Genomic DNA, 17,040 nt, shown 5'->3' on the forward strand with positions numbered 1-17,040 from the left:
CCTACCTGGGCCACGTCGACCCCAAGAGCACCTACTGGTACCTGTCGGCCGCGCCGGAACGGTGCTGTCGATCCCACCCAAACGGTTCGACCGCAGGATCGTCACCTACCTCACCGAGCCCGAGATCGACGCGTTGCTGCATGCCTCAGATCAGGGCACCTGGACCGGCCGTCGTGACCGAATCATGCTGGCCGTGGTGATCCAAACCGGGCGCCGCGCCTCTGAGTTGGCCGCGCTGACCATAGGCGACGTTCACATGGGCAGCGGGGCCCACGTCAGCTGTCAAGGTAAGGGCCGCATACAGCGCATCACACCGCTGACCAGCAGCACCGTGGCCATGTGCTCGCCTGGCTGACCGAGCGCGCAGCCCTGCCCGCCGACCCGGTGTTTCCGACCCGCCGTGGTCGTCGGCTCAGCCGCGATGCCCTGGAACGGCGCGTCGCCATAACACTCCCGTGCCGCGGCCCAATCGTGTCCCACGCTGGCCGGAAAGAGGATCAGCCCGCACGTGCTGCGGCACTCCACCGCCATGCGACTCCTGCACGCCGGCGTTGACACCATCGTTATTGCCCTCTGGCTCGGCCACGAAAGTGTTGTCACCACACAGATCTGCGTCCACGCCGACCTCGCGCTCAACGAACGCGCACTGGCCCGCACCCCGATCGACGCGACCCCAGGCCGCTACCAGCCCACCGACACGATCATGGCGTTCCTCGGCGACCTGTGACCTGCGCGCGTGAGTGTCACCCCGCGCCCGCCTGCCGTGTGACGAGCGCTCCATGATCGCGATCTGCTCGACAGGGGAGGTACTGGATTCTGGCGGGAAGGGGCGTCACCGGTTCCCGCTTCCGGCCGCAGCGCGCTTGCGTTTCACCACCACCGTCGCGGTGACGATCGCCATGAGCGCGGCGGCCGCGATCATGCTGCCTGTGCCGACGAGGTCCTCGATCCGCCGTGCGGCCTCACCGGCCGCGGCGCCGATTCCGATGTGCACTGCGCACCATCCGGTGGCGCCCACCAGCACCGCGGGGAGGAATGTCCGGTACGGCAGGCCGGCGGCACCCGCGGCGGCGGGCACGAGTGTCCGCAGCACGGGCAGGAAGATCGCGACGAGAACCGCGATCGCGCCGCGTCGGCGAAGGAACTCGGTGGCCCGGTCCCAGCCCTGCGCCCCGTGCCGTCGCACGATCTTCGTCTGCCGCAGCCGCGGCCCGTACCGCTTACCGATCACGTAGCCGACCGAGTCGCCTGCGACGGCGCACACAGTGGTGACCAGCCACATGATCAGGAAGGCTGGCAGGCTGGTCGCGGTGGAGCCGAGGATGAACAGGCCGGTCTCCCCAGGGGCGATGAACCCGAGGCCGAGCGTGCACTCTCCGAACACGAGCACGCCGGCACCGACCACCACCCACACCGGGGGCAGGTTCTGCAGCCAGTCGAGCAGGTCGGTCAGCATCCCGGCCCCCTGATCACGGATCGGGCGGTCACGGGACGAGCCGCACGTCGGGGTGCGCCGGGGAGTCGCTGTCGAACAGGTTCGTCTGCTGCCCGCGCAGGTGCAGTCCGAAGAACGCCGCGAGGTAGTCCCGCTGCGCGGCCAGGCTCCGCCCGGGGTCCACGGTTCCAATCGCCCCCGCCAACTTCTCGGCAGGCAACGATTCCTTCCGGTCGATCTGCGGCAGCAGCACCTGGGCGTCGGTGAAGCTCGCGTGCTCTGCGGCGGGCAGGTAGAGATCCCGCTTCCAGCCGGTGGAGTTAGCCCAGAACGAGGCCCAGTCCGGCGCATACTGGTGGTTGTGGGGCTGGTCGTCGCGGCCGCTGGTCCCGCCGCCCATGAGGAGGAACGGGCGGTCGGCACCGCGTGCCGACGCTTCGCCGGAGCGGGGGTCCATGCTGCCGTCAAGGTTGGCGCCCGCGTCGATCCGGCGGTCGGTCAGCATGGTCTCGGCGGTGGTGAAACCACCCATGGAGTGGCCGAACATGCCAATCCGCGACAAGTCGAGCGCGGCACCGATTCCGGTCGGGAGCGGCCGGCGCGCCGTGTCGGGGTTGCCGCCCGCGGCGATCACGCCGAGCTGGTCGAGCACGAAGCTGGTGTCCTGGGCCCGTTCCCGCATCATCTGTGCCATGTCGACGCCGCTTGCCGGGAGCTCCATCCGGTCGGGAAATTGCACCGGCCCGGCGAAGGTGTGATCGACGGTGACCACGACGAAGCCGCGGCTGGCGAGGTCCTCGACCAGCGTGGTGCCGAACGCCCGTGACTGCCCGCCGCCCGGCGAGTAGAGCACCACCGGCCGGTCACCGGGCCCCGCGGCAGCACGGGCCCTGGCGTGAGTCCGCGTGCCGGCGAAGTCGGCGACGCCGGGGTTCAGGCCGACCGATCCGGAGTTCTGGTCGTAGAACGCCGCCACCCCTGAGGTGAGGTGCCGGGTAGGTCGGTCGGGCGCCGGCCGTGCCGGGTACCACAGCGAGACCATCAGCTCGCGCGGCTGGCCCGGTGGTGATGCCCAGGGGTCGGTGCGGTCGTGGTCCACGAGGTGCAGGTCGGCCGTGCCCACCGAGTAGGGGCCGGTCGGCCGGGGCAGGCTCATCTTGATGGGCAGAGGGGACGGGTGTGCGGTCGGGCTTGCGGCGGCCGTGCTTATCAGGCCGGTCACGGCCAGCATTCCCACGCACAGTGCCGGGACGACGGCTTTGCGCCAGTTCTTCTTTGCCATGCGGGCCAGCATCGCGATCGCGTCGGCGCCGGACATCTGTCGAAGGCTGCCGACCGGACTAGCCGAAAGTCATAGCCGCCTCAGTCGCGCTCGACCAGGCCCGCCTCGTAGGCGATGATCGCGGCCTGCACCCGGTTCGGCACCTGCAGGCGGCGCAGGATCGCGCTGACGAACACCTTCACGGTGCCCTCGACCACGTGCAGCCGACGGCCGATCTCCGCGTTCGGCAGCCCGCTGCCGACCAGCGCCAGCACCTCCCGCTCGCGCGTGGTGAGGCCGTTGACCAGCTCGCGGGCCCGCACCGCGCTGGACATGCGGTCGCCGCCGAGCCGCCGGATGGCCCACTGCGCGATCTTCGGCGACAGGTACGCCGCACCGCCTGCCACGGCCCTGATGCCGGCGAACAGCTCCCGCGGATCACCGCTCTTGAGCAAGAACCCGCTGGCACCACCGTCGAACGCGCGCGCGATGTGCTCGTCCTCCGAGAACGTCGTCAACATGATCACGCCGGTGTCTGGCACGGTGCGGTGGATCTCGGCCGCCGCTGACAATCCGTCCAGCCTGGGCATCATGATGTCGAGCAGCACGACGTCGGGCCGGTGGGCCTGAACCAGCTCCACCGCCCCGTGCCCGTCGCCGGCCTCAGCCACCACGTCGAATTCCGGCTCCGCACCGAGCACGGTCCGGATGCCGGCCCTGGTCAGCGGCTCGTCGTCGGCCAGCACCACACGGATCACCGCGTCCCCTTACTCCGAGCCGGTTGAGATCGCCCTGCGCGGGACGACCTCCTTGACCACCAGCCGGTCGGCGACGAAGCACAGCCGGAAGAACAACTGCTCGTCGCTCTGCTCGCTCGACCAGTAGTGCCGACACTCCGCGTCCTCCGGCGGCGCGGGGAGCATACGTTCCGGATCACCCAGGATCTGGAACTGGGGCACCTGCGCCTCGACCTCCGCGCGGGCCGCGCCGACTGGAATCCGCTCGAACACCGCCGGGTCGAGGCTGTTGTTCGCACCGACCAGGGCGTAGAGCGCCATCGCGAGCACGGCGACCACGATGCCCGCCAACGCCGGCACCCGGATCGCGCTGGTGAGGCGGCGTCGTGCCTTACCGCGAGTGCGGGCACGCGCGCGGTCTGACTCGCTGTCGCCGCTCCCGTTCAGGTCCACGGGCAGATCAGCGGGGGGTGCGTCGTGTGGGAGTGTCACGACCAAGGCGAACTTGCCGTCTCGTGGACCGGCCTCCAACGTGCCGCCGAGCAGCCGGACGCGCTCGGCCAAGCCCACCAGCCCATAGCCACCACCCACGGCATCGCTCGCGGCATCACCCGGCTGCTCGGTCGCCAGTCCGTTCGCGACTGTCACCATCGTGCTGCCTGTCCCGTGTTCGAGCCGGACGGTGACCGCCGCGCCGGGCGCGTGCCTGGCCGCGTTGGTCAGGCCCTCCTGAACCACCCGATGCACCACCCGCTCCACGGCCACCGGCAACCCCACCGGCGGCTCCGACGGTTCCCACACGACGTCCATGCCCGCGCCAGTGGCGCGGGCGACCAGCCCGGCGATGTCGACCCGCTCGTCCGGCGCTGGCTCGCCGTCCGGCCGCAGCATCCCGATGATCTCCCGCAACCGCTCGGTCGCCTCCGCCACACCGGCACGAAGCTCACCAGCCGCGACACGCTGCCGCTCCGGCAGGTCTGCGCTCACCTCGAGCGCGGCCGCGCGCAGCGCGAGGAGCCCCCACTCGTGGCCGAGCGAGTCGTGCATGTCCCGCGCGATCCTGGCCCGCTCCCGCAGCCGCGCCTGGTCGACCTCCAGCCGCTGCTGACGTTCCAGCAGCGCGGCGCGCTCCCACCCGGCGGCGGCGAGTTCGGCCCGCTGCCGCCGGTACCGGCCGACGAGCCACGGCAGCACGACCACGACCAGCAGGATCAGCACCAGCACGAACCAGTCGTAGAGACCGAACAGCAGCCCGAAGCCACCTCGCGCCGAACTGTCCACCAGCACGCTGACCGGCAGCCCGGCCAGCCCTACCGCGGCCAGCGAGGACAACACCGGGCGTGTGTCGTCCAGCCGCCGCCCGGCGCGGAACCCGAAGACGGAGGCCGCGAGGAAGGGCCACCACCACGCCGGGTTCGTGACCGTCGGCGCCAGCACCAGCGCCGGCACCGCCGCAACGGCGACGAGCAGACACAGCGTCCCGACCGGGAACCGGTCGAAGAACACCACCGCCGCACCCAGCACCAAGCCGCCGCCAACCAACTCCAGCCAACGGACGACCCCATCGTCGACGGTCACTACCTCCAGTACGAGAGCAACCCCCAACGCCACCCACAGCACAGCCTCCTGCCAGCGTCCCCTCCAGCTGGACTGCAGCCGGTCAATCATCCGCAGCGTTCCCCCGCGCAACCACGTCCAGCATCGCTCCATGCTAACGCGCTGTGACATGCGCAGCAGGGACGTCATCCGGCTCTGCCAGTCGGCCCGCGGACAAGCGCGACATCCGGATCATGGCACGGTTATGCCGACCAACCAGGTAGGACCAAGACGAACGCACCAGACAAAACGATCAGTTCCCGCCACTGAGCGGCATAACAGGATTGGTCCGCATAAGACACTTCCAGGTGCGCCACGTCGGAGGCATCGATCGCGGCCATGATCCGGGTGACGATCGCGGCGGCCCGCGGCGATGCCGGATCTACCGAGAGATCGGCGTTGTCACGGACCACTGCCGCGGCATCGGGCCGCAACGGCCGACCTGCGTAACGGGCGGACATCTGGTGCAGGGCAGTCCGGAAGTCGTTGGCCCGCAACATCTCTGCCAGCTCCAGCCAGGCCGAGAGCTGGGCTGGTCGCAGCACCGCGTGCTGGTCGCCGCAGCGTCTCGATCTGGTCGGCAAGGGCGGCTGCCTGGGTTGCCGCTGCTTCGGCCGAGGGAGTCTCCTCGTTCAGGACCGTACGGACCGTGCGCAGGCCGAACCCGAGCGACCGGAGGGTCTGGACGAGTTCGAGGCGGGCTTCCGCCTCGGCCGAGTACCGGCGGTGACCGGCCGCGCTGCGGCCGGTCGGCGGAACGATGCCACGGTCGGCGTAGAACCGGATCGCCTTCACCGTCAGCCCTGTTCTGCGGACCAGTTGGCCGATCGTGTAACGCACGTCGTCACCCTGCTGCCTCCCCATGGGGGAGACTCAAGCACACAATTTCACTTAACCAAGTCAGACGCCGTTTCGAGTGGTAAGACGGCCTAATGATCAGCAGCCCGTTCGATGACCTCGACGACTACGTCCGGCTCCCGCGGATCACCGACCTGCGCCTGTCCCCGCACGGCGACCGTCTCGTGTACACCGTCGCCGTACCCGACTCGAAGAAGAACCGGTACGTCACCTCGCTGTGGGAGGTCGCCACCAGCGGGCAGACCCCCGCGAGACGGCTGACCTGGGGTGCTGAGGGCGAGTCGGGTTCGGCCTTCACCCCGGACGGCGACGTGCTGTTCGTGGCGAAGCGTGACGGCGACAAGGCATCCCTGTGGCTGCTGCCCGCGGCCGGTGGCGAGGCGAGACAGATCGCGGCGCCGTCCGGCGGCATCAGCAAGGTCCGGGTGAGCAGGAGCGGCACGATCGTCCTCACGTCCCCGCTGTTTCCCTCGGCCACCGATCCGGATCACGACAAGGAGATCCGCAAGCGCCGGGACGACGCCGGGGTCACGGCCATCCTGCACGAGGAGTACCCGGTGCGGTCGTGGGACCGGCATCTCGGACCGGACCAGCCCCGCCTGCTCGTCGTCGACGGTGATCGGCTGCGTGATCTCACCGGGCATGTCGGCCGGGCGCTGGACGGCGAGAACGCCGGTTGGGACATCTCACCGGACGGTACGACCATTGTCGCGGCGTGGTACGTCGCCGAGCCGTCCGGCACGCAGCGCAGGACTCTGGTGGCGATCGACGTCGCCACGGGTGAGCGCCGGGTCCTGGCCGACGATCCGGACTACGAGTACGCCTCGCCCGTGATCTCCCCGGACGGCACGCGGGTCGCCGTAACCGCCCTGCGCCGCAGCACACCGGACGACCTGGGGGACCACTGGCTCGCGGTCGTCCCGCTCGCCGGCGGCGAAGTCCGCCTGGTCGCCACGGACTGGGACCGGTGGCCTCGTGATCCACAGTGGACCGCGGATGGCGCGGCCGTGGTCGTGGCCGCCGACGACCACGGCCGGGTGCCGTTGTGGCGGGTGGACGTCGAAACCGGCGGCACCACCAGGCTGACGCCGGACGACGGCGCCTACACCGATGCGCTGATCTCGCCGGACGGGCGATGGGTCTACGCCCTTCGTGCCGCGGTCGACAGTCCGCCGGCTCCGGTACGTGTGTCGGTCGCCGACCTGACGATCGAGCCCCTGACCGAGCCGGAGTTCCGGATTCCCGGGCGGCTCGAGGAAGTCACGGCCACAGCCGAGGACGGCGCCCCGCTCCGGGCCTGGATCGCCTTGCCCGAGTCGGACCAGCCGGCTCCGATGCTGCTGTGGATCCACGGCGGGCCGTACATGTCCTGGAACGCGTGGTCGTGGCGCTGGAACCCGTGGCTCGCCGTCGCGAAGGGGTACGCGGTCCTCCTGCCCGATCCCGCGCTGTCGGTGGGCTACGGCAAGGGTTTCGTCCAGCGCGGATGGGGCCAGTGGGGCGGGGCGCCCTACACCGACCTGATGATGATCACCGACGCCGCGCTGGAACGGCCGGACATCGACGCCGGGCGGATCGCCGCGATGGGTGGGTCGTACGGCGGCTACATGGCGAACTGGGTGGCCGGGCACACCGACCGGTTCGCCGCGATCGTCACGCACGCCTCGCTGTGGTCGATGGGGCAGATGATGCGGACCACCGACCTCGCGTTCGACTTCCTGCGTGAGATGACCGCGGCCGCCGCCGAGGCGAACTCACCGGACCGGTTCGCCGACGACATCACCACGCCGATGCTCGTCATCCACGGCGAGAAGGACTACCGCGTGCCGATCGGCGAGGGACTGCGGCTCTGGTGGGATCTGTCGGTACGGGTCAACGGCACCGAGAGCCCGCACAAGTTCCTCTACTTCCCGGACGAGAACCACTGGATCCTCGCGCCGAACCACGCGAAAGTGTGGTACTCGACCGTCTTCGCCTTCCTGGCCCAGCACGTGCTCGGCGAGCCGTGGCAGCGACCGGAACAACTGGGCTGACCAGCTAAGACGTCCAGAACGCCACGAGGGGCGGCCGCGCTGGGCGCGGCCGCCCCTCGACTTGACCAAGGTGACTCGCAGGGACATACTCGAACACATGTTCGAGAACTTTTCCTCGTTGTCCCGCTCGGACCGGGACATGGCCCAGGACCTGCTCGCCGAGCTGATCCCGAGGCAGCGTCCGCCGGTGGACGATCAGCCGCCGAAGTTCCGGGGCCCCGGGCCCGGCGGAGGGTACCCCGGCCCGGCCGACGCGGACTTGAAGTAGGCGTTCGAGTCCGGCTGGAACAGGAAGTACAGCGTCGCGCCGAGCGCGGCCAGCTGCAGGATCAACACGATCAGCAGCAACGCGCCGAACCCGCCGAGCACGGTGAACAACACGCTGAGGCCGAACAGCGCGATCAGGCCGAACACCAGGCCGAGTCCGCTGAGGACCGCCAGCGTGATCCGCGCCCATTCCGCGCCGTTGCGCATCATCACCGCGATGGCGAACAGACCCGCGGCGATCAGGAGGCTGAAGACCACGGAGCCACCGTTGTAGAAAACACCGTAGTAACTGGAGAACGCGATCGCGGTGACGAGGTGGTAGAGCGCGCCGAAGACGGCGCCACCGGCCGCGAGCAGGAACGCCCAGACCACGCTCTTCGGCGTGGGCAGCGTCGGACGGCTGCCGCCGGAACCCCAGTTCGCGCCGATGGTCGTGAACTTCTGGGCGAAGCCGGGGATCTCGGGCGTCCTGGCGCCGCCGCCCGGCTGCTGGTAGCCGCCATAGGGCTGTTGTGGCTGGCCGTAAGGAGGTTGCGGCTGGCCGTACGGCGGCTGGCCTTGTCCTTGGCCCGGCTCGTACGGGCCTTGCGGGTGCTGAGTCACGGCTGGACGGTAACGCGCGGGACCTGCGGAACAAGAGGCGTGAATCCCGAGTGGACCAAAGTCTGCCCGCTCGGGCAGTTGCCGGATAACCGGAAAGGAGGGCGACATGGGGTGGAACAATCCGCCGGTCCGATGGTCGGACCTCGAGCGTGCGTTGTCCGGCAAGCCTTTCCAGACCGGCGACGGCGGCGACAGTCCAGCGTGGACAAACCATCGGCAGCCGTACGCGCCGCCGCCGGACATCGGTCTGCCCGGTGCGTCCGATCATCCCGGCGGTGCCGAACGGGTGCCGTACGCCGAACTGCACTGCCACTCCAACTTCAGTTTCCTCGACGGCGCCAGCCATCCCGAGGAACTGGTCGAGGCGGCCGCGTTGCAGGGCCTCGACGCGATCGCGATCACCGACCACGACGGCATGTACGGCGTGGTCAGGTTCGCCGAGGCGGCGAAGGAACTCGGTGTCCGCACGGTCTTCGGCACCGAACTGAGCCTGGGCCTGCCCGGGCCGCAGAACGGCGTCCCGGATCCGGCCGGTGAGCACCTGTTGCTGCTGGCCCGCAGGGTGGACGGCTACACCCGGCTCTGCCGGGCGATCAGCACGGGTCAGCTCAACGGCGCCGAGAAGGGGCGTCCGGTGTACGACATCGACCAGGTCGTCGAGGAGACCAAGGACCAGTGTGTCGTGCTCACCGGTTGCCGCAAGGGCGCGGTGCGTCGCGCGATGGAGGCCGGCGGCCCGGCCGCCGCGGCTGAGAAGCTGCGGCAACTCGTCGGCATGTTCGGCAAGGACAACGTTTTTGTCGAGCTGACCGACCACGGTTTGCCGCAGGACAGCTTCCGCAACGACGTTCTCGCGGGGATGGCCGCGGAGTTCGGGCTGCCGACGATCGCCACGAACGCGGTGCACTACGCGTATCCCGACCGTGCCCGGCTCGCCGCGGCGATGGCCGCCGTGCGCTCGCGCAGGAGTCTGGACGAGATGGCCGGCTGGCTTCCGCCGGGGACCGCGTACCTGCGGTCCGGGGCGGAGATGAAGGAGCGGTTCGACCGGCGTTATCCCGGTGCCGTGCAACGAGCCGCGGTGCTCGGCGTCGACCTGTCGTTCGACTTGCGGCTGGTGGCACCGAAACTGCCGCCGTTCGACGTGCCGCCGGGGCACACCGAGGACACGTACCTGCGTTATCTGACGTACACGGGCGCGGCACGAAGGTACGGCCGGCCGGATGAGAATCCCCAGGCGTACGCGCAGATCGACCACGAGCTGCGGGTGATCGAGGAGCTCGGGTTCCCCGGCTACTTCCTGGTGGTCTGGGACATCGCACGGTTCTGCCGGGAGAACGACATCCTGTGCCAGGGCCGGGGATCGGCCGCGAACTCGGCGGTCTGCTACGCGCTGGGCATCACCGGTGTCGACGCGGTGGCGCACGGGTTGTTGTTCGAACGGTTCCTCGCGCCCGCGCGCGACGGCCCGCCGGACATCGACCTGGACATCGAGTCCGATCGCCGCGAGGAGGCGATCCAGTACGTCTACAAGAAGCACAACCGGTGGTGTGCGGCACAGGTCGCGAACGTGATCACCTACCGCGCCAAGTCCTCGGTCCGGGACATGGCGCGTGCGCTGGGCTACTCGCCGGGACAACAGGACGCGTGGAGCAAGCAGATCGACCGCTGGGGCCCAGTGAAGTCCACAGTGGACGAGAACGACCACGACATCCCGGATGTCGTGCTGGACCTGGCGGCCCAGATCGAGGGGTTCCCCCGCCACCTGGGCATCCACTCCGGCGGCATGGTGATCTGCGACCGGCCGGTCGGCGAGGTCTGCCCGGTCGAGTGGGCGCGGATGGCCGACCGCTCGATCCTCCAGTGGGACAAGGACGACTGCGCGGCGATCGGGCTGGTCAAGTTCGACCTGCTCGGCCTCGGCATGCTCTCCGCGCTGCACTACGCGATCGACCTGGTGCGCGAGTTCGAGGACAAGGAGGTGGACATCGCCACCCTCGACCTCAAGGACGAACGGATCTACGAGATGTTGTGCCAGGCCGACTCGATCGGCGTCTTCCAGGTGGAGAGCCGGGCGCAGATGGCCACGCTGCCGAGGCTGAAACCACGCGAGTTCTACGACCTCGTGGTCGAGGTGGCGCTGATCCGGCCGGGCCCGATCCAGGGCGGCTCGGTGCACCCGTACATCCGGCGCCGCAACGGAATCGAACCGGAGACCTACGACCACCCCCTGTTGAAGCCCGCGCTGAAGAAGACGCTGGGGGTGCCGTTGTTCCAGGAACAGATGATGCAGCTGGCGGTGGACGTCGGCGGGTTCGACGCGGCCGAGGCGGACGAGCTGCGCCGGGCGATGGGCGCCAAGCGGTCCACCTACCGGATGGAGCGGCTACGGGACCGGTTCTACCAGGGCGCCGCGGCAAAGGGGATCACCGGCGACCTGGCCGAACGGATCTACACGAAAATGCTGGCGTTCGCCAACTTCGGCTTCCCGGAAAGCCACGCGCTGAGCTTCGCGCACCTGGTCTTCGCCAGCTCGTACTTCAAGTACTACCACCCGGCCGCGTTCTGCGCGGCGTTGTTACGCGCCCAGCCCATGGGTTTCTACTCGCCGCAGTCCCTCGTGGCCGACGCCCGGCGGCACGGCGTGCAGGTCCGTGGCCCGGACATCAACGCCAGCCTCGGGCAGGCGACGCTGGAACGGACCGAGGGGAAACCCGCGGTACGCCTGGGAATCGGCACGGTCCGGACCATCGGCCAGAAGCTGGCGGACATGATCGTCGCGGAACGGCAGGCGAACGGGCCGTTCACCGGCATGACCGACCTGACCAGGCGCATCCAGCTGACCACGGCCCAGGTCGAGGCGCTGTCGACGGCCGGGGCCTTCGGCTGCTTCAGGATCAGCCGGCGGGCGGCCCTGTGGTCCGCCGGTGCCGTCGCGGGTGACCGGCCGGACCGGCTGCCCGGGACGACCGCCAGTGCCGAGGCGCCCACCCTGCCGGGCATGGACGCGGTCGAGCTCGCGGTCGCCGACGTGTGGGCGAACGGCTTGTCACCGGACAGTTTCCCGACCCAGTTCGTCCGCGAACACCTCACCGGGCTCGGCGCGCTGCCCGCGGCCGAGCTGTCCAATGTGGAGTCGGGTACCCGGGTGCTGATCGGCGGTGCGGTCACCCACCGCCAGCGCCCGGCGACCGCGGGCGGCGTGACGTTCCTGAACATCGAGGACGAGACCGGCATGGTGAACGTGGTGTGCTCGCCCGGCTTGTGGGCCCGCTACCGCCGGGTGGCGCGAGGCAGTTCGGCCATGCTGGTGCGCGGAATCGTGCAGATCGCCGAGGGCGTGGTGAGCCTGCAGGCCGACCGCCTGCAGAACCTGGACTTGCGCATCCCTTCGAAGTCACGGGATTTCCGCTAGACCGGATCACGGACGGCGGCCGGTCAGCGCGAGGAACCTGTCCCGCCACGACGCGTCCTCGGCGACCGCGACCGGCGTGCGGAAGACCCCGAACGAATGCCACATGTCGGCGGACGGCGCCGTGCCTTCGTACATGCCGCGGGCCAGTTCCTCGGTGATCGGCGAGGGCACGCCGATGTGCCGGGCGAGGTCGTGCGCGGCGAGGCCGCGGGCGATGTTGAGTTGCCAGAAATAGTCCCACGCGGGCACGTCGCCGTAACCGCAGTGGACCATCCAGTCCCGGTCGTCGGCCTTGCGGGCGGCGGCCATGGCGGCGTCGGCGAACCGTTGGATGTTGCCGTGCGGGTCGTCGCCGAGCAGGTCGCCGTCGTAGCGGTCACGGCCGACCTCGTCCATGGTGCGGCCCGCCAGCATGTCCGGAATCCAGGCGTCGTCGTAGACGTGGTGGTTGACCACCTGGCGTACCGGCAGCGGTTTGTTCGCGCCCTCCATGTCGAAGATCGGCGGGAAGATCGTGTCCCAGTGCTCGTCGCGCAGCTGGGCGTAGACGCTGAGCAGGGCCGTTTCGGCCCGCAGGAAGACTTCGGCCTCAGGAATCATGAGGTCAGACTATGAGTCGTTCCGGTCAGTTCCCGGCCGCAATGAAAACCCGGTACATTCGATCTCGTGCGGCGACGCGGTGGTGAGCACGGTGGTGAACACCACCCCTCTGGGGTTACCCCAGGGAGCACGGCATTACCGGAGGATGGCGCCCCACGCGCGACGGCACACGCTGTGTACGTGCGTGCGCGCGGACATCGGGAGAACGAGTCACTCCGCGTCGCCGCATCCGCTCTGGACGGTCCATGGACGCAGGCGGAGATCGCCACCAGGCTGATGCCGCTGTACGTCGACCCGGCCGCCGCCGAAGTCATGGCCGATCGGCTGGTGTCGCACAGTCCGCGCGCGCCGTTCGGCGGCATCGCGGATCTGGCACGGCTGATCGCCGCGTTCCCGCCGATCACGCAGGCACCCGCGCCGCCGCCGAAACCCAAGCGCTCGCTGGACATCGCCGGACTGCTGGACGTCACACCGTCCGAATTGGACTGGCTGGCCGACGCCCGTGGCTGGAACAAGCGTGCGGGCAAGCCGTTGTGGCACTACCGATCGTGGTGGACCGGCACGTCCACCGGCGGTCTGCGGCTGATCGAGGCCCCGAAGCCCCGGCTGGCCGAGGCGCAACGCCGGCTGGTTCGGCACCTCGGCCTGCCGGTGCACGAAGCGGCCCACGGATTCCGGAAAGGACGGTCAGGGCTCACGTACGCCGCGCCGCACTCCGGAAAGCCGGTGGTGGTCAGGATGGACCTGGAAGGGTTCTTCGCCTCGGTCACCGGCGCCCGGGTCCGGGCCTTGCTGCACGAGTACGCGCAGGCGACCACGTTGGCCGGGCTGCTCACGACCAGAGCACCGCTGGCCGTCCTGCGGGATGCCCCGAAGACATCCGGTGATCCGGACGTACGCCGACGGTTGTTGGCACACCTGGCACATCAACACCTACCGCAGGGTGCGCCCTCGTCACCCGCCGTCGCGAACGCCGTGGCGTACCGGCTCGACCTCAGGCTCTCCGGCCTGGCACGGGCACTGGGTGCCCACTACACGCGATACGCCGACGACCTGGCGTTCTCCGGGCCGCAAACGCTTCCGTTGTACCGGCTGCTTCCCGGTGTCGCGAAGATCGCGCGGGAGGAGGGTTTCCGGGTCCGGCCGGACAAGACCTCGGTCACCGGGCAGCACCAACGGCAGAAGCTCGCCGGGCTTGTGGTCAACGCCTCCCCGGCCGCGCCGCGGGCGGCGTACGACGAGCTGAAAGCCTTGTTGCACAACTGCCGCAGGACCGGTCCGCAGGCGCAGAACCGCGCGGGCCACCCCGATTTCCAGGCCCACGTCCGCGGCCGGATCGACTGGGTCGCGGCCGGCCACCCGGCGAGGGGCGCGAAGTTACGCGCGCTGTTCGGCCAGATCGATTGGTAGTCGCCTACGATCCCGGTGTGGCCGAGGGCGCAGCCGAGTTCGAGATCGGCAAGGACGGCTTGACCGTGATCGTGGTGGGCGTCGACGGCAGCCCGCCGTCCTTGCACGCCGCCGCGTGGGCGGGCGGCCTCGCCCGGCGGGAACGGGCCAGACTCGTGCTCGTCTACGTCGAGCCGATCGCCAGCCCCGCGTACTGGACCGCGATGGGCATGGCGGGCGCGACCGAGGCCGCGACCGCGTTCGTCGACGAGATCCGCCACGAGGCCGCGGCCTATCTCGACCACGCCGGGATCGCCTGGGAACTCGTGCACTACCGCGGCGATCCCGCACACGGCCTGGAGAACGTCGCCGAGGAGCGGCGCGCCGACTGCATCGTCGTCGGCCGCTCCCGGCACGGCGGCGGACTGGTCGGCTCGGTGCCCAAAATGCTCGTCAAGGACGCCAAGCGACCGGTCGTCGTCGTTCCCTAGGCCCTCAAACGCGGCACGGCGTTCCGCCGGGGTTTCCGGCCGTCGCCTCCACGTTCGCCTTGGCCTCGCCGATCACCACGTCGGTGAGCAGCGTGTCGAGCACGACGGCCTGCTGCACCACGGTTGTCCCGGTTGTGGTGGTGCTGTTGAGCCGCAGTGAGCCGATCACCAACGGGATCGTCAGCGGCGCGCTGCCGACGGTCACCGAAACGCCGTTGATCTTCAGGCTGGCGATCTGCGACGAACCGCTGAACTGCGGCACCAGGCCGCCCGGCCCGTTCACACACGTGGCGCCGGCCGTCGAACGGATCACGCCGAGTTCGATGGTGACCAGGGCCGACGTGATCCTGGTGGACTCGACCTGCGCGGTCGATGTGGCGTTGTCCCCGGCCGCCGGTGGTGACGCGGTGAGGTTGTCCGGTGTCTGATCGGTCCGCGCGTCGAGCGCGTTCGCCCGCACCGTCAGGATTCCGGCCGACAGTTGCACGGTCGCCAGGTTCTCGTGATCGTCCACACAGGGCACGTCGGCCGGGTTGGCCTGGGTGGAGACCAGCGCGGCGATCTTGAGCACGGTCGCCTGGCAGGAGAAGACACCGGTCCGGTCGGACGTCTGGATCCGCAGGTCGGACAGGATCGGGCTGGTGCCGTCCGGGCCGGCCTTCAGGGTCGCGCGGACCTCGATGTACCGCCCGGTCATGGTGAACTGCGTGCCGTTGGCGACCGCCGCGAACGGCACACCGGCCAGGCCTGCCTCGGTGTCGGACGTGCGCGCTTCGACCGTGATGCTCGTGCCGGGCGGGACACTGCCCTGCGGTTCGGTGTTCCACGTGACCTTGCCCCACGTCTGGCCGTTCACGCCACCGTCCTGCACGACCGACCACGTGCCTTGCGGCGCGGTGATCTTGCCGAGCACGGACCCGGTCATGTCGGAGTAGTTGTACGGCCCGGCACCCGCGCCGAGGTCAACGGTGAGGTCGACCGCGCCGACCGGGAAGCCGCCGCCACCGATCGGCCCGGCGGCCGGGTCGATCCGCATCACGTTGCTGGTGTTGTAGTTGGTGACCCAGACCTTGCCGTTGGTGTCCACCGCGACGCCGGTCGGTCCGTTGCCGCCGGGCAGCGACACGTTGCCCACGTACGTGCCGTCAGTTCGGAGGTGTCCGACTGTCGTCGCGTTGTTCAGGGAGTGCGCGACCCACACGTTGTGGTTGCTGTCGACCGCGACGCCTTGGGCGGTGTTGTTGCCATGCGCGTACGACGCGATGACCGTGCCGCTCGGGTCGAGTTTCGTGACCCGGTTGCCGCCGAAGCTCGTGTGCCAGATCTCGCCGGTGTTCGGGTCCATGCCGAGGCCGTAGTCACCGTGGGTGGTGTCGAGGCATGTTCCGGTGCCGGTGCTGGGGACGTACCGCAGCAGGTTGGCGCCGAACCTCGCCGACCACAGCGTGCCTGCCTGGTCCACCAGGCCGCCATAGCCGCCGCACCCGAGGTTGAACTGCGTGCCCGCCACAGGCTGGCCGGTCGTGCCGTCGAGCTGCTCGTGGTCCCGGTCAGCACCGCCGGTCCACAGGTCGTTGTCGGCGTCCACGGCCACAGTGCGCGTGTTCGTGCCGGTGACACGGGTGTAGTTGATGATGCACTCGTCGGCAGCGGTGGTCACACCGCCGTTGTTGTCCGCGCCGCCCGCGTTGGTCCACGGCCGGATGTCGGTGGCGCCGCGGCTTGTGGCGATCAGGCCGTCATTGTCACGGTCGGCACAGGTGTTGTACGCGAACGGCCCCTGGAGGTAGGCGCCCGCAGGGTTGAGCGAGCCGTCGGAGTTCACGCGCGTACCGCCGAGCGTCACGCCGATCCTGGTGACCGAACCCCGGCCGCCCTCGGACTCGTCCCGGTTGGACAGCCAGGTGTTGCCGAACTTGTCGACGGTCGTCCGCGACGGGTTGCGGCCACGGCCGTCCGGGGCCGACCGCCATTCGCCGACAATCTCACCGGTATTGACGTCGATTCGCAACATCGTCCCGCGAACGGACGCCGCCACGTTGACGAACGGGAAGAACGCCGTTTCCTTGTTCAGCTGTAGCTGATTGTTGTTCGGCGCGTCGTGATTCACATCCTGAAGTACACCCTGGTCGAAATCGGCGTCCGTGGTGTAGAGAACATTCTTGCCGGCGACCGGCGCGGCGAACGCGGTGCCCGGCAGCAGTGCCGTCACGATCGCCGCCGGTAGTAACGCCGAGGTCACCAGCGCTGTGATCCGGGTAAATCTTCGCTGGGAAAGAGATCCGCGAATACGCATCTTCTGGTTCCTTCCATGGCCTGACAGATCGGTGTCATAACGTCCACCGACCTGACAGC

At 69.5% G+C, this 17,040-nt stretch carries 14 protein-coding genes; 6 read left to right on the forward strand and 8 right to left on the reverse strand.

From position 1 onward, the window contains the following. Positions 1-61: 61 nt before the first annotated feature. On the forward strand, positions 62-355 hold the full coding sequence (locus tag GC106_RS49685) for a tyrosine-type recombinase/integrase (protein WP_217280284.1): 294 nt from the start codon (positions 62-64) through the stop codon (positions 353-355). Between the two features lie 141 nt (positions 356-496). Beyond that, on the forward strand, positions 497-727 hold the full coding sequence (locus GC106_RS49690) for a tyrosine-type recombinase/integrase (protein WP_376777721.1): 231 nt from the start codon (positions 497-499) through the stop codon (positions 725-727). A 105-nt stretch (positions 728-832) separates the two neighbouring features. Here GC106_RS49690 and GC106_RS09560 read toward each other — a convergent pair whose 3' ends face one another. From GC106_RS09560 to GC106_RS09580, 5 genes are all read right to left on the reverse strand, one after another. After that, positions 833-1,456 carry a DedA family protein gene (locus tag GC106_RS09560; RefSeq protein ID WP_173127056.1) on the reverse strand — a complete coding sequence of 208 codons (624 nt, stop codon included), beginning with the start codon at positions 1,454-1,456 and terminating at the stop codon, positions 833-835. A 28-nt stretch (positions 1,457-1,484) separates the two neighbouring features. Beyond that, positions 1,485-2,753, reverse strand: coding sequence for an alpha/beta hydrolase family protein (locus GC106_RS09565; RefSeq protein WP_246365310.1), 1,269 nt, complete (start codon positions 2,751-2,753; stop codon positions 1,485-1,487). Positions 2,754-2,797: 44 nt separating this feature from the next. Further along, positions 2,798-3,454: a response regulator gene (locus GC106_RS09570; RefSeq protein ID WP_173127059.1), complete on the reverse strand. Its 657-nt coding sequence runs from the start codon at positions 3,452-3,454 to the stop codon at positions 2,798-2,800. 9 nt (positions 3,455-3,463) lie between these two features. Continuing rightward, on the reverse strand, positions 3,464-5,101 hold the full coding sequence (locus GC106_RS09575; protein WP_173127062.1) for a sensor histidine kinase: 1,638 nt from the start codon (positions 5,099-5,101) through the stop codon (positions 3,464-3,466). A gap of 330 nt (positions 5,102-5,431) precedes the next feature. Beyond that, on the reverse strand, positions 5,432-5,893 hold the full coding sequence (locus GC106_RS09580) for a MerR family transcriptional regulator (RefSeq protein ID WP_173127064.1): 462 nt from the start codon (positions 5,891-5,893) through the stop codon (positions 5,432-5,434). Positions 5,894-5,961: 68 nt separating this feature from the next. Between GC106_RS09580 and GC106_RS09585 the strand changes: the two genes are divergently transcribed. Beyond that, entirely contained in the window at positions 5,962-7,920 is a 1,959-nt protein-coding gene (locus GC106_RS09585; RefSeq protein WP_173127067.1) for a S9 family peptidase, read from the forward strand. 195 nt (positions 7,921-8,115) lie between these two features. On the opposite strand, the gene GC106_RS09590 is transcribed toward GC106_RS09585, so the two are convergent. Continuing rightward, positions 8,116-8,790 (reverse strand): hypothetical protein, encoded by a 675-nt coding sequence (locus GC106_RS09590; protein ID WP_173127070.1) that lies wholly within the window; start codon positions 8,788-8,790, stop codon positions 8,116-8,118. Positions 8,791-8,896: 106 nt separating this feature from the next. On the opposite strand from GC106_RS09590, the gene GC106_RS09595 reads away from it, so the two are divergent. After that, entirely contained in the window at positions 8,897-12,205 is a 3,309-nt protein-coding gene (locus GC106_RS09595; protein ID WP_173127073.1) for an error-prone DNA polymerase, read from the forward strand. A 6-nt stretch (positions 12,206-12,211) separates the two neighbouring features. Here GC106_RS09595 and GC106_RS09600 read toward each other — a convergent pair whose 3' ends face one another. After that, positions 12,212-12,805: a DinB family protein gene (locus GC106_RS09600; RefSeq protein WP_173127076.1), complete on the reverse strand. Its 594-nt coding sequence runs from the start codon at positions 12,803-12,805 to the stop codon at positions 12,212-12,214. Positions 12,806-12,985: 180 nt separating this feature from the next. On the opposite strand from GC106_RS09600, the gene GC106_RS09605 reads away from it, so the two are divergent. After that, the gene (locus tag GC106_RS09605; RefSeq protein ID WP_312872566.1) at positions 12,986-14,215 is read left to right on the forward strand and encodes a reverse transcriptase family protein; all 1,230 of its coding nucleotides are present in this window, start codon (positions 12,986-12,988) and stop codon (positions 14,213-14,215) included. A gap of 17 nt (positions 14,216-14,232) precedes the next feature. Continuing rightward, a complete protein-coding gene (locus GC106_RS09610; RefSeq protein WP_312872567.1) occupies positions 14,233-14,685 on the forward strand; it encodes a universal stress protein in 453 nt (150 codons plus the stop codon). A 4-nt stretch (positions 14,686-14,689) separates the two neighbouring features. Here GC106_RS09610 and GC106_RS09615 read toward each other — a convergent pair whose 3' ends face one another. Continuing rightward, on the reverse strand, positions 14,690-16,981 hold the full coding sequence (locus tag GC106_RS09615; protein ID WP_173127082.1) for an NHL repeat-containing protein: 2,292 nt from the start codon (positions 16,979-16,981) through the stop codon (positions 14,690-14,692). Positions 16,982-17,040: the final 59 nt, after the last annotated feature.

Source organism: Kibdelosporangium persicum, assembly GCF_013280595.1.
Taxonomy (GTDB): Bacteria; Actinomycetota; Actinomycetes; order Mycobacteriales; family Pseudonocardiaceae; genus Kibdelosporangium; species Kibdelosporangium persicum.